Annotated in this window: 16 protein-coding genes; 15 read left to right on the top strand and 1 reads right to left on the bottom strand. The window is 53.6% G+C overall.

Going from position 1 to position 19,582, the window contains the following annotated elements:
• Window positions 1–35: 35 nt before the first annotated feature.
• The 12 genes from B3527_RS01100 (at window position 36) to B3527_RS01045 (ending at window position 11,776) form a co-directional block, all read left to right on the top strand.
• Entirely contained in the window at window positions 36–1,922 is a 1,887-nt protein-coding gene (locus tag B3527_RS01100; protein ID WP_290478653.1) for an AMP-binding protein, read from the top strand.
• 92 nt (window positions 1,923–2,014) lie between these two features.
• Window positions 2,015–2,998 carry an NADPH:quinone reductase gene (locus B3527_RS01095; protein ID WP_290478654.1) on the top strand — a complete coding sequence of 328 codons (984 nt, stop codon included), beginning with the start codon at window positions 2,015–2,017 and terminating at the stop codon, window positions 2,996–2,998.
• 135 nt (window positions 2,999–3,133) lie between these two features.
• A complete protein-coding gene (locus B3527_RS01090; RefSeq protein ID WP_290478655.1) occupies window positions 3,134–4,174 on the top strand; it encodes an alpha/beta hydrolase in 1,041 nt (346 codons plus the stop codon).
• 240 nt (window positions 4,175–4,414) lie between these two features.
• Complete coding sequence (locus B3527_RS01085) at window positions 4,415–5,152, top strand: GntR family transcriptional regulator (protein WP_290478656.1); 738 nt, start codon at window positions 4,415–4,417, stop codon at window positions 5,150–5,152.
• Between the two features lie 69 nt (window positions 5,153–5,221).
• Complete coding sequence (locus tag B3527_RS01080; protein ID WP_084146479.1) at window positions 5,222–6,601, top strand: aromatic ring-hydroxylating dioxygenase subunit alpha; 1,380 nt, start codon at window positions 5,222–5,224, stop codon at window positions 6,599–6,601.
• A gap of 114 nt (window positions 6,602–6,715) precedes the next feature.
• On the top strand, window positions 6,716–7,279 hold the full coding sequence (locus B3527_RS01075) for an aromatic-ring-hydroxylating dioxygenase subunit beta (protein WP_045699447.1): 564 nt from the start codon (window positions 6,716–6,718) through the stop codon (window positions 7,277–7,279).
• Window positions 7,280–7,287: 8 nt separating this feature from the next.
• Window positions 7,288–7,614, top strand: coding sequence for a bifunctional 3-phenylpropionate/cinnamic acid dioxygenase ferredoxin subunit (locus B3527_RS01070; RefSeq protein ID WP_034738357.1), 327 nt, complete (start codon window positions 7,288–7,290; stop codon window positions 7,612–7,614).
• Window positions 7,614–8,843, top strand: a complete 1,230-nt coding sequence (locus B3527_RS01065; RefSeq protein ID WP_051615014.1) for an NAD(P)/FAD-dependent oxidoreductase — start codon at window positions 7,614–7,616, stop codon at window positions 8,841–8,843. The genes B3527_RS01070 and B3527_RS01065 overlap by 1 nt, the downstream gene beginning before the upstream one ends.
• 51 nt (window positions 8,844–8,894) lie before the next feature.
• Window positions 8,895–9,773 carry a biphenyl-2,3-diol 1,2-dioxygenase gene (bphC, locus tag B3527_RS01060; RefSeq protein WP_290478657.1) on the top strand — a complete coding sequence of 293 codons (879 nt, stop codon included), beginning with the start codon at window positions 8,895–8,897 and terminating at the stop codon, window positions 9,771–9,773.
• 66 nt (window positions 9,774–9,839) lie between these two features.
• Window positions 9,840–10,694 (top strand): alpha/beta fold hydrolase, encoded by an 855-nt coding sequence (locus B3527_RS01055; RefSeq protein WP_112073757.1) that lies wholly within the window; start codon window positions 9,840–9,842, stop codon window positions 10,692–10,694.
• Window positions 10,695–10,797: 103 nt separating this feature from the next.
• The gene (locus B3527_RS01050) at window positions 10,798–11,091 is read left to right on the top strand and encodes a hypothetical protein (RefSeq protein ID WP_112073758.1); all 294 of its coding nucleotides are present in this window, start codon (window positions 10,798–10,800) and stop codon (window positions 11,089–11,091) included.
• 328 nt (window positions 11,092–11,419) lie between these two features.
• Window positions 11,420–11,776, top strand: coding sequence for a hypothetical protein (locus B3527_RS01045; RefSeq protein ID WP_290482136.1), 357 nt, complete (start codon window positions 11,420–11,422; stop codon window positions 11,774–11,776).
• A gap of 813 nt (window positions 11,777–12,589) precedes the next feature.
• On the opposite strand, the gene B3527_RS01040 is transcribed toward B3527_RS01045, so the two are convergent.
• Complete coding sequence (locus tag B3527_RS01040) at window positions 12,590–13,987, bottom strand: amidohydrolase family protein (RefSeq protein ID WP_290478659.1); 1,398 nt, start codon at window positions 13,985–13,987, stop codon at window positions 12,590–12,592.
• Window positions 13,988–14,530: 543 nt separating this feature from the next.
• Between B3527_RS01040 and B3527_RS01035 the strand changes: the two genes are divergently transcribed.
• From B3527_RS01035 to B3527_RS01025, 3 genes are all read left to right on the top strand, one after another.
• A complete protein-coding gene (locus B3527_RS01035; protein WP_290478660.1) occupies window positions 14,531–17,623 on the top strand; it encodes a TonB-dependent receptor in 3,093 nt (1,030 codons plus the stop codon).
• A gap of 100 nt (window positions 17,624–17,723) precedes the next feature.
• A complete protein-coding gene (locus B3527_RS01030; RefSeq protein ID WP_290480640.1) occupies window positions 17,724–18,512 on the top strand; it encodes a SapC family protein in 789 nt (262 codons plus the stop codon).
• A 17-nt stretch (window positions 18,513–18,529) separates the two neighbouring features.
• Window positions 18,530–19,567, top strand: a complete 1,038-nt coding sequence (locus tag B3527_RS01025) for a cupin-like domain-containing protein (protein ID WP_290478662.1) — start codon at window positions 18,530–18,532, stop codon at window positions 19,565–19,567.
• Window positions 19,568–19,582: the final 15 nt, after the last annotated feature.

Genomic DNA, 19,582 nt, shown 5'->3' with positions numbered 1-19,582 from the left:
TAAGATGGAATTCTACCGTATTGGAAGACATTTGTATGGGAAATTATAGAGCGACATACCAAAAATGGGAATCGGCGCCTGATGAATTTTGGGAAGAAGCCTCCCATGCTGTTGAATGGCACAGACCTTACGACGTACTCAGAGAATCGAAAGGTCATACGACCCGCTGGTTCGTGGGCGCCGAATGCAATATCTGCTGGAATGCATTGGACCGTCATGTGCGCGATGGCCGCGGAGATGATCTGGCGTTGATTTACGATAGCGCAATGACGGGAGCGGTGCGGAAGTATACTTATTCTGAACTACTCGATGAGGTTGGTATACTTGCGACCGTGCTAAAAGAGCGTGGGGTGAATGCCGGCGATCGGGTCTTGATTTACATGCCAATGGTTCCCGAGGCTGTGATTGCGATGCTTGCGACGGCGCGCATCGGAGCAGTCCATGTGGTCGTATTCGGGGGGTTCGCAGCTAGAGAGCTTGCCACTCGAATCGAGGACGCGACGCCAAGAATTGTGTTGTCAGCGTCCTGCGGGCTCGAGCCTGGTCGTATCGTTGAGTACAAGCCTCTCCTTGATGAGGCGATCAGGCTCAGCCCGCACAAACCTGAGTGTTCAATCATTTTCCAGCGTTCTAGCAGGACGTGCGAGCTTGAGCATGAGCGGGACTTCGACTGGGCCGCCCTGGTTGAAACCGCAAGAACGGCTGGCGAGAGAGCCGAATGTGTGAGCGTGGCGTCTACCGACCCGCTATACATTCTGCATACATCGGGGACGACTGGAAAGCCGAAGGGTATCGTCAGGGATCACGGGGGGTATGCGGTCGCTCTCAAATGGTCGATGGAATATGTATACAATGTCAAACCGGGAGAGGTGTTCTGGGCCGCATCGGATGTAGGATGGGTCGTCGGTCATTCGTATATTGTGTATGGTCCGCTTCTTAACGCCAGTACGACGATACTGTTTGAAGGAAAGCCGGTGGGAACACCAGACGCTGCAACCTTTTGGAGGGTGATTGAGCGGCACCGGGTTAATACGCTCTTCACGGCACCCACGGCGTTCAGGGCGATCAAGAAAGTCGACCCAGCAGGCTCATTACTTTCCGGTTACGATCATTCCGGTTTCAGACAGCTGTTTCTTGCGGGTGAACGAGCAGATCCTGACACGATCCAGTGGGCAGAGCGTCTCCTTGATGTGCCAGTCGTAGATCACTGGTGGCAGACTGAAACAGGGTGGCCGATCGCAGCCAATCCGTTGGGAATAGAACAGCTGCCAACAGAATATGGTTCTAGCACAGTTCCTATGCCTGGATTTGATGTTCGCATTGTGGATGAGAGCGGTTCTGAAATGCCGCAAGGTGGGCACGGAGCTATTGTCATAAAGCTGCCGCTTCCGCCGGGGTGTTTGCTGTCACTGTGGGATGACGATGAGTCATTTCTAAAATCATACTTTGAGGAATACCCCGGATACTACAAGACTGGGGATGCCGGATATATAGACGATAAGGGCTACATCTTCGTCATGAGCCGCGTTGACGACATTATTAATGTTGCGGGTCATCGCCTGTCCACTGGTGCAATCGAGGAAGTGGTGGCGGCGCATCCAGATGTCGCGGAGTGCGCCGTTATTGGAGTTGCAGATTCTTTGAAGGGAGAATTACCAATTGGGCTCATCGTTTTGAACGATGGGGTCACGCGTGCAGAGGAAGAAATTACGAGAGAAATCGTAAACTTGGTGAGAACCGAAATTGGTCCGGTAACTGCCTTCAAGCGCGTCATCGTTGTCGATCAACTTCCAAAAACAAGGTCGGGAAAGATTCTACGGAGAACGATCAAGAGCATTGCGGAGTCGCAAGACTATGTAGTTCCGGCGACGATCGATGACCCGCAGGTATTGAATGATATCACTTCAGCCATTGCTCGGTAGGCGCGTATCCGGCCTCACCACAATGGCAAATGTCTTGGCGGCCCACAGATGAGTAATTTTTGAATCTGGAATTGACGCCAGAAAGGGAAAACATGAAAGCTTATATCTACCAGAATACAGGGCCAGCTGCGGACGTATTGACGCTGCGGGAGATGGTGATGCCGGCGCCTGGGGCCGGCGAAGTTCGGGTGCGGTTAAAATGGTCGGGTGTGAACCCTTCTGATGTCAAAACCCGCAGTGGGCACATCCCCTCCACAATTCCATTTCCACGCATTCCTCATAGCGACGGAGCCGGACTGGTTGATATGATTGGTGATGGCGTTGACGATTTTCAGCCGGGCGATGCGGTTTGGGTCTGGAATGCCGCATGGAACAGAAGCAATGGAACTGCCGCTGAGTTCGTTGTGCTGCCTTCTGAGCAGGTCGAGCATATGCCGGACGGGCTGGCGCTTGAGAACGGTGCATGTCTCGGCATTCCTGCAATGACCGCCTGTCATGCCGTCGCAACTGACGGAGGAGTTCGGGGGCAGATTGTCCTCGTCGCGGGTGGCGCAGGTGCGGTTGGCCATTACGCGATTCAGGCGGCAAAATTTTGTGGTGCCAGAATTGTCATTGCGACAGTCAGCAGTGAGGAGAAGGCGGCCCTAGCGAGGCGCGCAGGAGCAGATTTTGTATTCAACTACAAAACAGACACGCTGGTCGAAGAAATCAACAAGGTTACGGACCATCGGGGCGTCGACCGGATTATCGAAGTAGACTTGGCTGCCAACATTCAAATAGACGTGGCGGTTATGAAAGAGGGGGGGCTGGCCGTCATCTATGGCAGCAGTCAAAAAGAAATCGCTTTACCTTTCTCGCCGTCAATCGGGCGCAATATCTGTTATCGCTTTTTCATCGTGTACAAATTATCCAGGCCAGATAGGCAAAGAGCCCTGTTGGTGCTCCAAGACATGCTTAAGGACAAGAACGTCCTGCATAATATTGCAAAAAAAGTGAGCTTTGCAAATCTCGTGGAAGCCCATGAACTGGTTGAGAGCGGAGCGTTGCCGGGCAATGTCGTTTTGAGAATTGAATAGTTCGGCGGAGAGCTATGCGGTCAAGTTATTTCGGAGCAGCAGGATACCTCCCGAGGGGCTATCCGGACTTGCTTTTTGGAACCGACCTTCACGGACGTACAGAGACAATTTTGATTTCTGATTTCGGAAAAAATCATGCAACAAAGAAGCTCACAATTCTTGACTGTCGGCTCTGCCCGAATTCACGCCGTGTGCGAAGGCGAAGGCCCACTAGTCATACTCGTTCACGGCTTTCCGGAGTCCTGGTATTCGTGGCGCCACCAGCTTTCAGCTTTAGCCGAGGCCGGTTACCGGGCCGTTGCCATTGATCTAAGAGGCTATGGGCGATCATCCAAATTCTTGGACTCCGAATATTATCTGATCAAATCTGTTGTCGAGGACATCGTGGGTGTGGTCAGGGCGTTAGGTGCCTCAAGTGCCGTTGTCGTTGGGCATGACTGGGGGGCAATGATTGCCTGGACGGCGGCCTGGTTGCATCCTGAAATCTTCCGTGGCGTTGTGGGGCTTGCAATTCCTTTCTCTGGGCGCGGGCTAATTGCTCTGCCTGGCTCTCCTTTCGGTGAACGCTCTCCAGAAGATATTCATAAAGAATTGGCTGGACCAGACCAACAATTCTATCAGGACTATTTTGGTTCGCTGGCACCGGCCATACGGGAATTCGAAGAAGATTCGGGTGGTTGGATGCGCGACGTTCTGTGGGCCTTTTCAGGCGAGAGTATGAAGGGTGCGGGTTTGTCTGGACTTTTGGACTTACCGCAAGTGGACATCATACGTGCGAGCGCCCTTAGTATACCGTTTGGTGCTCGAATGCGGGACAAAATGCATGCGCCAGCCGATCTTCCGGTCTGGTTGGGAACGGATGATTTGGACTTCTATACGCAAGAGTTCGAGCGGTCAGGAATGATAGGGCCTTTTTCCTATTATCGAGGTATTCAAAAGAGTTGGGAGCAGCTTGAGTCACATGACGGCACTCAGCTTCTTCCACCTGCGATGTTTATTGGGGGAGAGTGCGATGTCACGACAGGATGGGGGCTAGAGGCAATTGATCGTGTAGGCGAGTTCGTTCCGAATTATGTCGGGTCGCACATTCTATCCGGATGCGGTCATTGGATTCAACAAGAACGGCCTGAGGAAGTAAATGAATTGGTTTTGGGATTCATGAGAGAGCTTGTTTGAGGCGCGCTACGCGGAAGTGCGCACGCTAACGTGCGTCTGTATTATCTCCCGAGTGAACATTTTATCAGGCGCTTGGGCAAAGGATAATGAACACGAATTTTCGGGCGTGCGTGGGACTCTATGGCCCAGACGGAATGCTGAGAAATTGGGGAATGCATCCTGAATTTTGTTGACATAAGAAAAAAAATAATTTTATTTGATAAAAAAGAATAATCCAAGGTGAGGAAGAGGCTATCAATCATGTCCACGGGTGAAATGTTCCAGCGTCGGACGGAAACTGAGTCCGAATCAGACGGGCCTCGGAGCCTGATTGAGTCGACTTACGAGCAGTTGAGTCTCGATATTGTACACGGCAAGTATGGGCCGGGTGACAAGCTGCGACTTCAGCCACTAGGTGAAAATTATGGAGTGAGTGTTGGCACTGTGAGGGAGTCGTTATCTCTCCTCGTGTCGGATGGGCTCGTCCTTACTCAATCCCAAAAAGGTTTTCGAGTGGCGCCGATGTCGCTTGTTGATTTCGAGGATTTGACCAAGGCGCGGGTCCTGCTGGAAGCATCAGCGTTGCGGGATAGTATCGTATCCGGGAAAGATGACTGGGAAGGTCGGGTTGTCCAAGCATATCACCAACTGTCCCTTGCGGAGAAAAGGCTCGAAGCTAATCCAATCGCAGGATTCGAGATATGGGAGCAGCGCAATCAGGAATTTCATGATGCGCTCGTATCGGCTTCTTCCTCTCGCTGGGTGCAGAAGTTCCGAGTTATTCTCTACAAGCAAGCGGAACGCTACCGGCGGTTGTCTACAGCCAGTCGAGTAAGCCCTGGCGTGTTGGCTCATTCTGAACACGAGAAGATTTTCGAGTTGGCCATTGCGCGTGACGCCGATGCGGCGGTTGAGGCGCTATCTTTTCATATTTGGTCAGCCGTAGAATTCTTGAAGGGGCGTGGTCTGATTTTGGAAAGTCCGGACAAGGAAGGCTAATTCTGCCGGCAGGCCTCATATTAAAAATGGAGGCATGGGCGGCTCATGATATCAAGGAAGGTTACAAATATGACGACGGCTAAAACAAAGACGCGCCTGAACATCGGGCACGAACCAAAGGCGTTCGAGAAGAAAAATGTTTGGAATGTCGAGGAGATAACGGCTCTGCTTGACGAAGAGAATGGCACGCTTGATCCAAGAATTTATTCAGATCAGGATCTGTATGAGTTGGAACAGGAACGCGTTTTCGGACGATCATGGATTATGCTCGGGCACGAGACACATGTTCCCAAAGCCGGTGACTTTTTGACGGCCTATATGGGCGAGGATCCCGTCATTCTTGTGCGTCAAAAAGATAGAAGCTTGAAGGTTTTTCTAAACCAGTGCCCGCATAGGGGGATGAGAATCTGTCGAACCGATGGCGGCAACGCAAAATCGTTTACATGCAGCTATCATGGTTGGGCGTACGACATCGGCGGAAACTTGGTGAACGTACCATATGAGTCTGAGGCATTCTGTGAGGACTTCAACAAGGCCGAGTGGGGGCCGGGCCAGGCAAGGGTTGAGACCTACAAGGGCTTGATCTTCGCGAACTGGGATAAAAACGCGCCAAATCTGCGCGAGTATCTTGGCGACGCGACATTCTACATGGACCACATGCTCGATCGAACCGAGGCGGGTACTGAAGTTATCAGCGGCATGCAGAAATGGGTTATCCCATGCAACTGGAAGTTTGCCGCTGAGCAGTTTTGTAGTGACATGTATCATGCCGGAACCGTATCCCATCTGTCCGGTATCGAGGCGGGCCTGCCCGAAGGTATGGAGCTTTCGGATGCGAAGATTCCGACGGTGGGATACCAGTTCAGGGCGAAGTGGGGCGGGCATGGAACGGGTTTCTATGTCGGAGAGCCAGGTATGCTAGTGGCTATCATGGGGCCCAAGATTGCTAAATATTGGACGGAAGGTGAAGCGGCCGCCAGGGCGGAGAGGCGCTTGGGAAGCGCAGAGCGTGCGCGTCAATTGATGGTCCAGCACATGACTGTTTTCCCAACCTGCTCATTCCTTCCCGGTATCAACACCGTTCGAACCTGGCAGCCGAGAGGCCCGAACGAGACAGAGATATGGGCATTTACAGTTGTAGATGCTGATGCTCCTGACGAGATCAAGGAAGAGTACCGCCGTCAGACATTAAGAACGTTTTCTGCCGGAGGCGTATTCGAGCAAGACGATGGTGAAAACTGGGTCGAAATCCAGGCTGTGTTGCGAGGGCATCAGGCTAGGAAGCGCCGGCTCAACATTCAAATGGGAAAAGGTCGTTCTGCTGCCGATAATCCGCATTACCCGGGCAGTATTGGGTATGTGTACAATGAAGAAGCCGCTCGCGGACTCTATCATCAGTGGATCCGTATGATGACTGAACCTGATTGGGACACACTCGGGCCAAAGTAGGGAGGTCTGTGAGCGGATCACCCGTTTCGTAGGCAGAGCGAAGTGCGCTCAACCGATAGTTCTATTAACCCTCGCGAATAACGGGCGCATAAATCGCGCAAATTGGAGATAATTATGCTGAAAGAAAAAGTGGGACCAGAGTCATCAGCGTCGCAGATAAGCACTGCCGCTCTGCTGCTGCAGCATGAAGTTGAGCAATTCTATTATAAGGAGTCTCTTCTGCTTGATCGGCACGAGTTCAACGATTGGTTTGACCTTCTGGACAAGGACATCAGGTACTTTATGCCGTTGAGAACGAATCGCACGAGGCGCGATCAAAAGCTCGAATACTCTAAGGACGGTGAGTACGCGCATTTTGATGATGATCTAGTGATGATGCGTGGGCGGCAGCGGAAATTAATGTCGGATGTCGGATGGTCTGAAAGCCCGGCTTCGCGAACGCGCCACATCATAGCGAACGTCATCATTAACGATGCAAGTGATGATCAGGAAGTTCATGTGACGTCGTCATTTATTCTTTACCGAAATCGTCTGGAACGGCAGGTCGATATTTTTGCAGGAGAGCGAATGGATGTACTGCGCCGCAGTGACAACAAGCTCGGCTTCATGATCGCTAAGAGAACCATACACATCGATCAAAGTACGATTCTCTCTAATAATCTCAGCATCTTTTTCTAGGTATCGTGATGGCTTTTAAGAAAGTTTGCAGCCTAGACGAAGTTCCTGAAGGTGACGCGTTGCGGGTGGAGTTGTTCGACGAACCTATCGCGCTATTCAACTTAGACGGAGAGATCCTCGCGACTCAGGACCGCTGCACACATGGCGACTGGTCGTTAGCGGATGGCTTTCTCGAAAATGGCGTCATTGAGTGTACGCTTCACTGGGGAAAATTCTGTGTGCGGACGGGAAAAGTGAAGGCTCCACCCGCTTGCGCGGCCTTAACTGTTTATCCCGTGAAGGTGGAGGGCAACGACGTCTACGTGGATTTCGAATCTGGTAAGGTCAACGATTGATGCAGAGTTTCGCGATCATAGGTGCGGGTCTGGCGGGGGCGACAGCGTGTCGGTCGCTCAGAGACCAGGGGTTTGAGGGAAAGATTTTCCTCTTTGGCGACGAGCCGTATGAGCCATATGATCGACCCTCTTTGTCCAAGTCTGCTTTAGCGACCAAATCTGCCCCCCCTTTGTTAATGGGTTGTAATTGGAGCGAAGAATTCAGGGTCGAGAAATGTCTGGGAGTTCGCGTTGAAACAATAGACTTGCCCTCGATGCGTATTGAGGTGAGCTCTGGCTCGGACCTCAAGTTTGACAAGCTCCTTTTTGCCACTGGGTCTCGGGCGCGGTCTCTGCGTCTAGATGCGCATAGCGAGACGCCGGGACTTTACTCACTGCGGACACTTGACGATTGCGTGGCTCTACAGGGAGCAATCTCCCCTGGGGCACAAGTCATCATCATCGGGGGAGGCCTCATTGGATGTGAGCTTGCCACTACAATTCAGAAGATGGGTGCAAAGGCGATTATCCTTGAGACTGCCAATGAGCTCTTGTTGCGTGTTCTGGGCAAGACAATAGGCTCGTGGTGTCGAGAGGAATTGGAGGCCATAGGGGTTGAAGTCCACACGGGCGTCTCAATTACTCATGTAGATCTAGACCCCTCGTTCCGGGAAGTACGATGCGGCGACGGAAGAAGATTTTCTGGTGATCTGGCAATCGTCAGCGTTGGTGCGGAGCCGGTCACCGCTTTAGCAGAGCATGCTGGATTGGCGTGCGCGAGGGGCATCATTGTAAATTCAGTTGGTATGGCTTCAAGCGACACGGTGTACGCAGCGGGCGATGTCGCAAGTTGGCCTCTCAGGAGCGGAGGGCGCCGCAGTCTGGAGACTTATCTGAATTCTCAAAACCAGGCGGCTGTGGCTGCGGGAGCAATGCTCGGAAAGGGTGAGCCAGCACCGCAAGTTCCGATTTCTTGGACGGAGATAGCGGGGCATCGGATACAGATGATGGGCGAAGTCACTGGTCCTGGCGATGTCGTCACTCGGGTTGATCCCGGAGGGACCGGAATGACGGTGTGTCGATTGAATGGTGGGGAGCTTCAATCTGTTGTTTCAATAAACCAGCCGGCAGATTTTTCTTTCGCATCAAAAATCATTGAACGGAGGATGCAGGTAGATGCGAAATCAATTCGTGATCCGCTCATTCGCATGAAAGACGTTTTCAAATTGGCGGCAAAGACGGTCGCGTGAAGTACAATAAGTACGGATACACACTAAAATCAAAAAGACAGGGAGAAGACAATGAGCGTTAAGAAGTTGGGATATCTGGGTTTTTCTGCATCAAACATTGATGCGTGGCGGGATTACGCAACCGGAACGTTAGGGCTAATGGATGCTGGGACGAGAAATGACACTCTCTTTCTGAGAATGGATTCTCGAAATTGGCGGGTTGCAGTCCATCCAGGTGCGGCAGATGATCTTTTGTATGCGGGGTTCGAAGCTTCGAATCGAGCCGAGATGCTTGAGATCGCTGAAAGACTAAAGGAAATGGGCATTTCCGTCGAGCAGGCCGATTCCAAGCTGTTGGCGCAACGGGGAGTGATTGATTTGGTATCCTGCCTTGATCCGTCAGGGATCAAGATTGAGGTCTATTATGGTGCCAGCGAGCTCTACGAAGAGCCGTTTATTTCACCTACGGGTGTATCTGGATTTCTAACTCAGGATCAGGGACTAGGGCACTATGTCCTGAGTGTTGAAGATATTGAACGTTCGTTGGATTTCTACATCCGTGGACTGGGGATGGAGCTATCCGACATCATCGACTGGCAGGTCAATCCGGACGTGAAGCTTCAGGTGAACTTTCTCCATTGCAACAGGCGCCATCATAGCCTGGCATTAATCCAAGCGCCCGCTTCCAAGAAGTTACATCACTTTATGCTGGAAGTGGGGTCGTTCGATGATGTCGGGCGCGCATATGATCGCGTGTCAGAGAAGAATGAGATCGTGATGACGCTCGGTCGGCACACAAATGATCACATGTATTCGTTCTACGGCGTCACGCCTTCCGGCTTTGCTGTCGAGTATGGATGGGGCGCTCGACCCATCGAGTCAGATTGGTCTGTCGTCCGATATGACAGCATCAGCATGTGGGGACATAAGTTTATGGGCACAGGAGCTTGAGCGGCGCGTCCGCAAAACTGATCCAAATTCGTCCGACCCCCGACGCTGCATTTAGGAGATTCTAGCATGGCCATTCAGAGCGTATCTGAAGATACCAACCCAGAGATCGCACGTAACATTGAAGTTCACGGTGTAAAGACGAACTATCATGATCTCGGCTCTGGGAAACCGCTCTTTCTGATTCACGGATCAGGGCCGGGGGTTTCGGCGTGGGCAAACTGGCGATTGGCAATGCCAAATTTTAGTGAGGTGGCCAGAGTAATTGCTCCTGATATGCTCGGCTTCGGATATTCGGAACGTCCGGGTAAAGAGTACTATAATATGGAAAGTTGGCTCGATCAGGTTGTTGGGTTGATGGATGCTCTTGATATTGAACGGACCGATCTCGTAGGCAATTCCTTCGGGGGTGCGATTTCTCTTGCGATGGCCATTCGACACCCGGATAGAGTTCGGCGCATTGTTCTGATGGGAAGCGCGGGTTTGGCGTTGGGGCTGAGTGAGGGACTTGACCAGGTTTGGGGGTATTCTCCATCCATTGAAAATATGCGCCGTTTGCTGGATATCTTTGCATATGATCGAAGTTTGGTAACGGATGAGCTTGCTGAACTACGGTACAAAGCAAGCATTCGTCCGGGTTTTCAGGAGTCATTCTCAGCGATGTTTCCTGCGCCTCGGGGGAGATGGCTAGAGCACTTGGCAAGTGATGAACGCGATATCCAGAAAATTCCTCATGAGGTTCTGATTATTCATGGGCGTGAAGACCTCGTTGTGCCGCTGGAAAATGGCCTGCGGCTGTCGCAGTTGATCAAGAGGTCTCAGTTGCATGTCTTTGGAGAGTGCGGGCACTGGGCGCAAATTGAACATGCGGCAAGATTTGAAAAACTCGTCATGAATTTCATTCAGGAGCCGGATAAAAAGTGAGTGCGGTGTATCGTTAATGCGAAACGACAATACCAAAATGTATATGCTGCAATTGGCTCAGGAATTCTATTCGAACCAAGTCTAATAAAAGGGGAGTAGTAAAATGTTGAAACGGTTTGCTTTGATTGCCTTTGGTTTTGCGGCCCTGTCTTATGCGAGCGCGCAAGCAGAGAGCCGAGATGATTTACAGCGCGTCTGCGTAACGGTTTCTGTTGCAGACGGTTTGAGTGAGGAGGAAAGTCAGGATTTTTGTGAGTGCTTAACAACAGGCGCTGAAGAACAAGGACAAGAGTCCATTGACGAGCTTGTTGAGTCGGCAGAAATACCGGACCGGCAAGCGCGCATCGATGGACTGTCCGAAACGTCTCAGAACATCGTGGCGGTATGTGCTCCCTAAATAGGCTCCAGTATAAGAGTCCTCGCCTTGGCTGGCTCTGCTTCTGATCAAGCGGTCCGAAGTATGAGTTATTGCGCACTCGATTGGTCTTGCCGCTTTGAGGCCGGCTCTCTTGGGGGAAATGTAGGCTATTGTTCTTGTGCAGAAAACTTCAATCGGGTCCGGGCGAGTGACTGTTGTCGCGGCATTGGCGAGAAATGCGGTAGGCGATGACAAAGCTGACGTGCCTGTGGGGAGGCTCTCATCTGCCGCCGTCGATATTCTTTTGGGCCTTTATACTGCGCAAACAAGGATGCTTGAGAATGGTTTCCGCAATGACGTAGCAGTCTTGGCTGTATGCACTTTGCTTGCCAATCTGATCGACGGGTTCGTTGCCGCCGAACTTGGTAAGCCGTCCTTGTCTCTCGTTCAGAAAGGCTGGCATCTTCGGAGGCGCGAATTGTTGCTCGCGCGTCCGAACGTCGAATCCCGCAAGGTCGGCGCGGCTGCTAATCGATTGACAAATGATTTTCGCAAAAGCCTCGAAGCATCCGCAGGCGCGAATGGATTAGCCAGAGAGCTAGCAGCTATCTGCCTGGCAGTCATTAGCGAATATCATGAGCGGGGCGAACCGGGCTCGTGCTTCGCTGAAGCCGAGGGAGCGCTCAGCCAACTCATCCGCGCATTCAGTGAAGGTGTTGCTTGACAGAATCAGTATGCGGATAAAGAAGGGGCTGGAGCAACCTCTATTGTTTGAATTCAATCGATAGAAAAGAGACGTTGATAAAGCTCAACCATTGACGGGATCTGACGAAAGTGATCCGGCAAGAGCTTTGGCTATCTTACAATGGTGACGCGCTTACCGATCAAATCTTGGGCTCTTGTACGTATCTAAACAAGTCAAAATGGATTTCTCGTGGCCCAGTACCTCGGCAGATGGCGTGCACATGAACTCCTTTAATGGATCGCTCCGGGATGAACGCCAACGGGTTCGTTTCCTTGACCGTAGCAATACAGCTACTTGAGACGTCGAGAATGGACTACAGTGAGAGGAGACCTCATACGGCTCACAATGGGCAATCTCCTGCCGAGTTTGCCCGCAACGTCGGCCTGTGCCATGCTGGCAAGGCCAAAATCGCTGCTGGATTTTAACACCAAGGCCGGACTACCAGAGCCAAGCACTTCATCGCTGCTGTATTTTAGCACCACGACTGGGCCACCAGAGCCAGGCATTTCAGAAACCGCCAACTCTAACTTTACGGGTGGACCAGTCCGATTGGGCAAGCGAGGAAGACATGACGACAAGCGCCTAGTTCCGATGCCAGAGTGATGACATTTGCGGTTTACACGTGGTGCCAACGAGCCTTGTTTTTAATACGGAAAACCTGATGCGGTTTACAGAGAACTCCATGTAAAATAAGAAAAAGTGCGTCGTTTACACCGAGAGGGTCAGCGGTTCGAGCCCGTTACCGCCCACCACTTTCTCCGAATTTCCAGATTGTGTCGTCTCGGGCCTTCCTCAGAGGACCGGCCATTCTGACGGCACACTGCGGCCTTCACGTGAGACCAGCGCCATTCCGGCGGCCTGAACCTCGGCAAGCAACCGGTCTTCGTCGATCAGTGTGGAGCGGTAGTTCTCGACCACGCGCCGCCCATCTACCCAGACACTGTGAACGCCGCGGCCATCGGCGGAATAGATAAGCTGGTTGACCGGGTTGAAAAGCGGAACCCATTCCGGCCGGTTGCGATCATGCAGTACGAAGTCGGCCTTCTTGCCAGGTTCCAGTGACCCGATCTGGTCGGCCATCTGCGCGCCTTTTGCGCCATTGATCGTGGCCGCTTCCAGCACGCTATAGGCCGAGAACAGGCTTGCGTCGCGGCGCGCATCCTTGAACAGGCCTGCCATGGCAAACATGGCGCGCATGATATCGCTGGTATTGCCATTATTGTTGCCATCCGTGCCCAGCTGGATATTCACGCCGGCGGCGGCCATTTCGGGGAACAGGCCGGCAGAGCTTGCCCCGTACCCGCCTTTCATGGCGGTCATCGGGCAGTGCGTGACATGCGTGCCGCTCGATGCCAGCAGGTCGACTTCGTTCTGGTCCAGATGCACCGCGTGGGTCAGGGACAGGTGCGGGCCGAGCGCGTCGAGGTCTGCCAGATGGGCGATTGCGCGCTTTCCGGCTGTCTCGAGGTAATATTCAGGATCTGCCGGATCGGCGCTCATATGGGCGCTCACACCCAAGCCCTTCGTGCGGGCAAGATCCGATGCGCCGCGCCATAATTCGTCGGTTGCTGTATTGTGTCCCACCAGGAGCGGCCAAGCCGAAATCAGTGCATCCTCTGTTTGCGGGTAGGCGTTGGACTGGTCGTCCATGCGCGACAGCGCGGAATCAGTCAGCGCCGTCTGATCGTCGTCGGGTGCAAAGGCGCGGTCCTGTAGCCATTGACCAATCCGTCCGCGGATGCCGATCTCGGCAAGGCCATCCGCAACAGCTTCGAGGTTCAGGATCGTGCCGGCCTCGATGAAAGTCGTGGTGCCGGTGCGGAGCATTTCAAGGGCCGCAAACTGAGCCGACAGGCGTTCGTCGGCAGGAGTTTGGGTCATGTACATCGGAATCAGCCATCCGAAGACGTTTTCAGCCCAGTCGGTATTGTCTGGCACGATTCCCCGGGTCAGCGGTTCGCCGGTGATGTGGACGTGGCAATTCACGAATCCAGGCGTGATGACGAATCCATTGCCGTCCAGCGTCTCACGAGCGCTGACCGAGCCGGATATTTCGCTGTCCTGACCGACGCTGTGAATGCGGTTTCCGACGATCGCGATTGCGCCATTTCGATAAATTCGCCGCGTCGCATCCATCGTGACGATCCATGCATTTCGGATGAGCAAGTCAACAGGGGCAGGGTGGGTCATACGTGTCTTGATCCATCTGAAGTTCTCGGCGCTCGAAGACGGTGCCGAATGAGGCGTGCAACTTGATCCGGAAGGCTCGACCGAATGTGGAGCCACAGTGAATGAGGCGTCTTGATCGAGTCCGCACAATAAATTTTGGAGATGGAGCGCGTAGAGGAGGGGAGTTGCTCAGCAGGTTTACGATTCCTCATTCCCGCAGGGTTTGGGGTTCGAGAGTGTGGCCTTTTTGCCAACCTTGTCATAAATCCGGAAAAATCGGTCTTTGAAAAATTTTCTACCGCGATTGCTCAATCCTGCGCGGGATTGCGAAAGTCCCAATAGCTACGGGGAGAAAATTGTTGCAAGAGCGGTGAAATCGGTTTCATCGGGTACGTGCTGAGTGACACCAATCCAAAATTTTCGTCATGAAAGGCTTGATAGCGCAAACATTTGGTGATGCATTGACTGTCGGGTAGGTGGATTGCAGGGGCAGTCCGCCTGACCGAGACAAGCATTGAAGACCGGCACCACCGTCGTGAGTGGCCTGTCTCAGGGAGGATTGTAATGACTGTTTCCACGGACAAGGTCCGTGCGGATTCCGCACGGAAAGTAAAATGGGGAACGCTGCTGTGCAGTGCGTCCGCGGTGTCGCTGCTGTCAGCCCTGCCATTGGCAGCGCAGGCGCAAGACGCGAATGAAGAGACACTGACGCAGGAAACTGTGGTCGTACAGGGCATCCGCGGATCGCTCGAGCGCGCCATGGACATCAAGCGCAGCTCCAATGGTGTTGTTGACGCCATTTCGGCCGAAGACATCGGCAAGTTCCCGGACACAAACCTCGCGGAATCGCTTCAGCGCATCACGGGTGTGTCCATCAACCGGGTCAACGGCGAAGGCTCCGAAATCACCGTTCGTGGCTTTGGCCCAGGGTTCAACCTGGTCACGCTGAATGGCCGGACCATGCCAACCGCCAAAATTCGCGCCATCGGTACGCGCGGCAATTACGGCGCTGGCGGAGATCGCGCGTTCGACTTCTCAAACCTTGCTTCTGAAGGTGTCAGCGGTCTTGAAGTCTACAAGACCGGCCAGGCTATCCTGCCATCGGGCGGTATTGGTGCGACGGTCAACCTCAAAACACGGACACCTTTCGACGATCCAGGCCTGAATGCGTCATTCTCAGCCAAGGCGATCAATGACACGAGCGTGGAAGCCGGCGATGACTTCACGCCAGAATTGTCTGGTCTTGCAAGCTGGACCGACCCATCGGATCGTTTCGGCATCGGCATTTTCGGATCCTATTCAAAGCGCGATTCCGGCGCGCCATCACAGCAAGTCAATGACTGGATCGTCCGTGAATCCGCAGACGGCACAATTGATGGCAGCTATACGCGTGGTGATGGTTCTACCCAAATCACCAATCCACCAGCTGCTGGCCAGCTTTATGCTATCCCGCAGGATAGTCGCTACGACTTCTCGGATATTTCTCGCGAGCGTTTGAACGGCCAATTGGTTCTTCAGTTCCGTCCAATCGATAACCTCACTCTGACAGGTGACTACACCTACGCGATGAACGAGTCGGACGAACTGCGCTATGAGCAAACCAACTGGTTTGCCACGCCGTTGGACCAGATCATTTTCGACAATGATGGCCCTGTTGCGACCGCCGTGTTCATGCAGGAAAACAATAACGGTTCGAAAGATATCGGTTTCGAGCAAACCAATCGTGCCACGAAGGATGAATTGAACTCTTTCGGCTTTAATGCCGATTGGGAGTTCTCTGAGCGTGGAACGCTGATCTTCGATGCGCATAGTTCGAAGTCTGAATCAGGTGGTAACAACCCGCTCGGCCACACGGCGACTTTCGTGACCATGGGCGCGCCGGTCATCCTCCAGCATTCAGTTGATTTCCGAGGTGGCACGCCGATCCAGTCCTACACGATTGACGATTCCGTTCGTGGAAACGGCAATGGTGTCCTGGATGCGGGTGATCTTGGTACGCAGGTGCAGCGTTCGAACTCTTCCAACATGCAGCACGAGATCGACGAATTCGATCTTCGCTTCGTGTGGGACTTCGATGACCGCACAAGTTTGACTGTCGGCAGCAATTTCCGCGACAGCCAGATGGATCGTACTACCCGCACCACCCAGCAGGATCTCGGTTCATGGGGGATTTCCAATCCGGGTGATGTCGAACAGTTCGCGCCAGGCGTGATGCAGACCTACTGCCTTTCCTGCCTGTTTGACGATGTGGCCGTTGGTCAGGCTGACACGGCGTTCCGCGTCGACGCGACTCAGCTCTACCCGATCCTCGAAGCGGCGTATGCTGGCAACGGGGTAAACATCTCTGAGTCCGATGATACTGTGCAGGAAGAAATTCTGTCTTTCTACGCTCAGTTCAATATCGAGCGCGACTTCATGGGGCTTCCGACGCGCACAAATATCGGTGTCCGTTATGAAGACACCAACGTGAAGTCGACAACCGTTCAGTCGATCCCATCGGGCATCTTGTGGCAGTCGGACAACGATTTCCTCATCGTCCAGTCTGGCGCCCAGCAGGACCTGTCGGGCAAAGGCGCCTATGAAGAAGTCTTGCCGAACGCCGACTTCCAGATCGACCTTACGGAAAATCTGGTTGCGCGGACTTCGTTCAGCAAGACGATCGGCCGGGCTGGCTACAGCAGCTTGTTTGCTTCAACGACCGCGAATGCACCAAACCGTCCGACGGCCTTTGGTGGATCGCTGACCGGTGATTCCCAGAACCCTGGTCTCTTGCCGCTCAAGTCCACAAACTTCGATATTTCGCTTGAATGGTACTATGGCGACACGAGCTATGTGTCGGCTGGCTACTTCGACAAGAAGGTGAAGAACTTCATCGGTAACGGTGTTGTCGAACGCAATCTGTTCGGTCTTCGCGATCCGGCTTCAGGAGCTTCTGGCTCACGTTCCGGTGATGCGCTGGCTATCATCAATGCGCTCGGCGTTGACCAGTCTGAAGCGAACCTCTTTACGCTGACAGCCCTGATTGACGCAAATGGCGGAGATACCGCTGCGGCCCGTGCAGAGTTTGAATCACAACTCGTCGGCGGAGCATTGCCGCAGAGCTATGTGGACCAAATTCTTGGCCAGTATGATGTCGCGTCCAATGGCAGCGATCCATTGGCCGTGTTTGGTGTCAACCAACCAGTCAACAATCGCGAAGGCAATATCGACGGGATGGAGTTTGCTTGGCAACACTTCTTCGGCGAGACTGGCTTCGGTTTCCAGGCGAACTACACACTGGTGAACGGCGATGTGGAACTGAACCCTGCCGCTAGCATCAACGACAATCAGTTTGCCCTTGTCGGCCTGTCCGACACGGCCAACCTGACTGCGATCTACGAGAAGTACGGCTTCTCTGCACGTCTTGCTTATAACTGGCGTGACACGTTCCTTCTCAACACGAACCAAGGCGGTGATCGGTCTGGTACATATGTTGAGGATTACGGTCAGTACGATCTGAACGTCAGCTATGACATCAATGAGCAGATTGCCGTTTCCTTCGAAGGCATCAATCTGACTGGTGAAGACCAGCGCATCTACCACCGCGTGCCGGAGCAGGTGTACTATGTCTACGAGCTGGCACCACGCTACCAGGTTGGCGTCCGCTACAAGTTCTAGTCGGAGACGACTGGAACGAGACTTGGAACATTCAGGAAAGGCCGCTGCTTGCAGCGGCCTTTTTTGCCCCCGCTTGTAAGCATGGGAGGATTGTTTCATCATGACGGAAACGCGCTCGCACGGCACAACGAGCGTAAGCAGCACCGAAAGGCGCCTCATGGCCAAGATGGCACTTCTGAACAATATCGATCATCCGGATCTCAAGGTGATCACCCGCTTTGGCGCGACCTATGGCGACAGCGTCAATCAGGCAGCGGTCTATCCGACAGAGTTTTCCGAGCTTCAGCGCGAATACCCGATCTTCTTCCGAAAGGACGAACAGGGGGCTTTTTACTGCGTGATCCTGCTCGGTCTCGACAAGGGCGAAAACCTCTTCCTTAATGGTGCGCGCTGGCAGGCCCGTTATGTGCCCGCGATCCATCAGCGCGGCCCGTTCATGATCGGTTTCCAGAACCAGGAAGTCGATGGCGAGGTCCGCCGAGAACCGGTGATCCATGTGGACCTAGAAAATCCGCGCGTCAGCAAGACGGAGGGCGAGCCGCTTTTTCTCGCGCATGGCGGCAATGCACCATACTTGCAGCATATCAGCCAGGTCTTGCGCGTGATTACGGTCGGCGCAGATATGACCGCGCCCATGTTTGCAGCTTTCGAGCAGGCTGGCTTGATCGAGCCTGTATCACTGGACGTCAAACTTGATGACCATACCGAATACAAGGTGCCTGACCTCTTTACACTGAACGAAGAAAAGCTGGCCGCCCTGGAAGGGGAGGCGCTACAACAGCTCCATCGTGGCGGATTTCTGCGCGCAGCCTATCTTGTGCTGGCCTCGTTGGGCAATGTGAACCGGCTGATCAATATGAAGAACGCGAAACGGGCAGCAGGCGGCTGACCCTCTGGGAGGAAACCTTGTCCTCACTGGACATACAGCGCAAAACGAAGGAACTGGCGGGCATTTCGCCGGACGCCATACCGTATGACCAGCTGATGCGCGACCAACAGCCCGTCATCTTGAAAGGAGTGGCGCGTCAGTGGCCTCTGGTCCAGAAGGGCTTGCAGTCACTGGACGCAGCCATGGACCATATCGCCTCGTTTTATGGCGGGCGTCCGGTCGTGGAATATCGCAGTGCGCCAGAAGAAGGCGGGCGGTATTTTTATACTGAGGCGGTGGACGGCTTCAATTTTGAGCGCGACCGTGTTCCGTTGCCGGATTTCTTTGATCGGGTACGCGAAACGGCAAGATCGTCTGACGGGCGCTCTTTCTATATTGGTTCGACCGATCTCGATAATTTCTTTCCGGGCATGCGCGACGAGAACGACCTTGTGCTGAACGATCCGATGTTTGATGCGCACAAGCCAATGGTCAGCATCTGGATGGGGAACCATACGATTGCTTCAGCCCATTACGACATGTCGAACAATCTGGCCTGCTGTATGGTCGGCAAGCGACGCTTCACATTGTTCCCGCCTGAGCAGGTGGCCAATCTCTATCCCGGCCCTCTGGAGCCCACGCCCGGCGGGCAGGTCGTGAGCATGGTGGACTTCCGTGATCCAGACCTTGCGCGCTACCCGCGCTTTGCCGAGGCCATGGCCGCTGGGGAGGTGGCTGAGCTGGAGCCGGGCGATGTACTGTTCTATCCAGCACTCTGGTGGCACAATGTTGAGGGCATCGGCGACTTCACGGCCATGATTAATTATTGGTGGAACACGTCGCCAGCCTTCATGGATACGCCCCAGAACACCTTGCTGCACGCCATACTCAGCTTGCGGGATCGTCCGGAGCCGGAGAAGCAGGCCTGGAAGGCCTTGTTCGACTATTATATTTTCGGATCCTCCAAGCAGCCGGCTGCGCACTTGCCCGAAGCGGCTCAGGGCAATCTCGGGCCGCTCGATGAGGTGAAGGCACGGCGGCTCCGTGCACTCTTGCTGAACAAGCTCAATCGCTGAAGACTATAAAAAGAA

The organism is Hyphomonas sp. UBA4505 (assembly GCF_002388685.1).
Classification (GTDB): Bacteria; Pseudomonadota; Alphaproteobacteria; order Caulobacterales; family Hyphomonadaceae; genus Hyphomonas.
Note: the sequence above shows the minus strand (reverse complement) of the source record. Positions and strands in the feature narration are given on the sequence as shown.

Coding starts and splice junctions, on each gene's coding strand:
- B3527_RS01090 (WP_290478655.1), top strand. CDS start 3,134: ATGCAACAAAGAAGCTCACAATTCTTGACTGTCGGCTCTGCCCGAATT.
- B3527_RS01085 (WP_290478656.1), top strand. CDS start 4,415: ATGTCCACGGGTGAAATGTTCCAGCGTCGGACGGAAACTGAGTCCGAA.
- bphC (WP_290478657.1), top strand. CDS start 8,895: ATGAGCGTTAAGAAGTTGGGATATCTGGGTTTTTCTGCATCAAACATT.
- B3527_RS01055 (WP_112073757.1), top strand. CDS start 9,840: ATGGCCATTCAGAGCGTATCTGAAGATACCAACCCAGAGATCGCACGT.
- B3527_RS01100 (WP_290478653.1), top strand. CDS start 36: ATGGGAAATTATAGAGCGACATACCAAAAATGGGAATCGGCGCCTGAT.
- B3527_RS01035 (WP_290478660.1), top strand. CDS start 14,531: ATGACTGTTTCCACGGACAAGGTCCGTGCGGATTCCGCACGGAAAGTA.
- B3527_RS01040 (WP_290478659.1), bottom strand. CDS start 13,987: ATGACCCACCCTGCCCCTGTTGACTTGCTCATCCGAAATGCATGGATC.
- B3527_RS01030 (WP_290480640.1), top strand. CDS start 17,724: ATGACGGAAACGCGCTCGCACGGCACAACGAGCGTAAGCAGCACCGAA.
- B3527_RS01050 (WP_112073758.1), top strand. CDS start 10,798: ATGTTGAAACGGTTTGCTTTGATTGCCTTTGGTTTTGCGGCCCTGTCT.
- B3527_RS01070 (WP_034738357.1), top strand. CDS start 7,288: ATGGCTTTTAAGAAAGTTTGCAGCCTAGACGAAGTTCCTGAAGGTGAC.
- B3527_RS01095 (WP_290478654.1), top strand. CDS start 2,015: ATGAAAGCTTATATCTACCAGAATACAGGGCCAGCTGCGGACGTATTG.
- B3527_RS01080 (WP_084146479.1), top strand. CDS start 5,222: ATGACGACGGCTAAAACAAAGACGCGCCTGAACATCGGGCACGAACCA.
- B3527_RS01065 (WP_051615014.1), top strand. CDS start 7,614: ATGCAGAGTTTCGCGATCATAGGTGCGGGTCTGGCGGGGGCGACAGCG.
- B3527_RS01075 (WP_045699447.1), top strand. CDS start 6,716: ATGCTGAAAGAAAAAGTGGGACCAGAGTCATCAGCGTCGCAGATAAGC.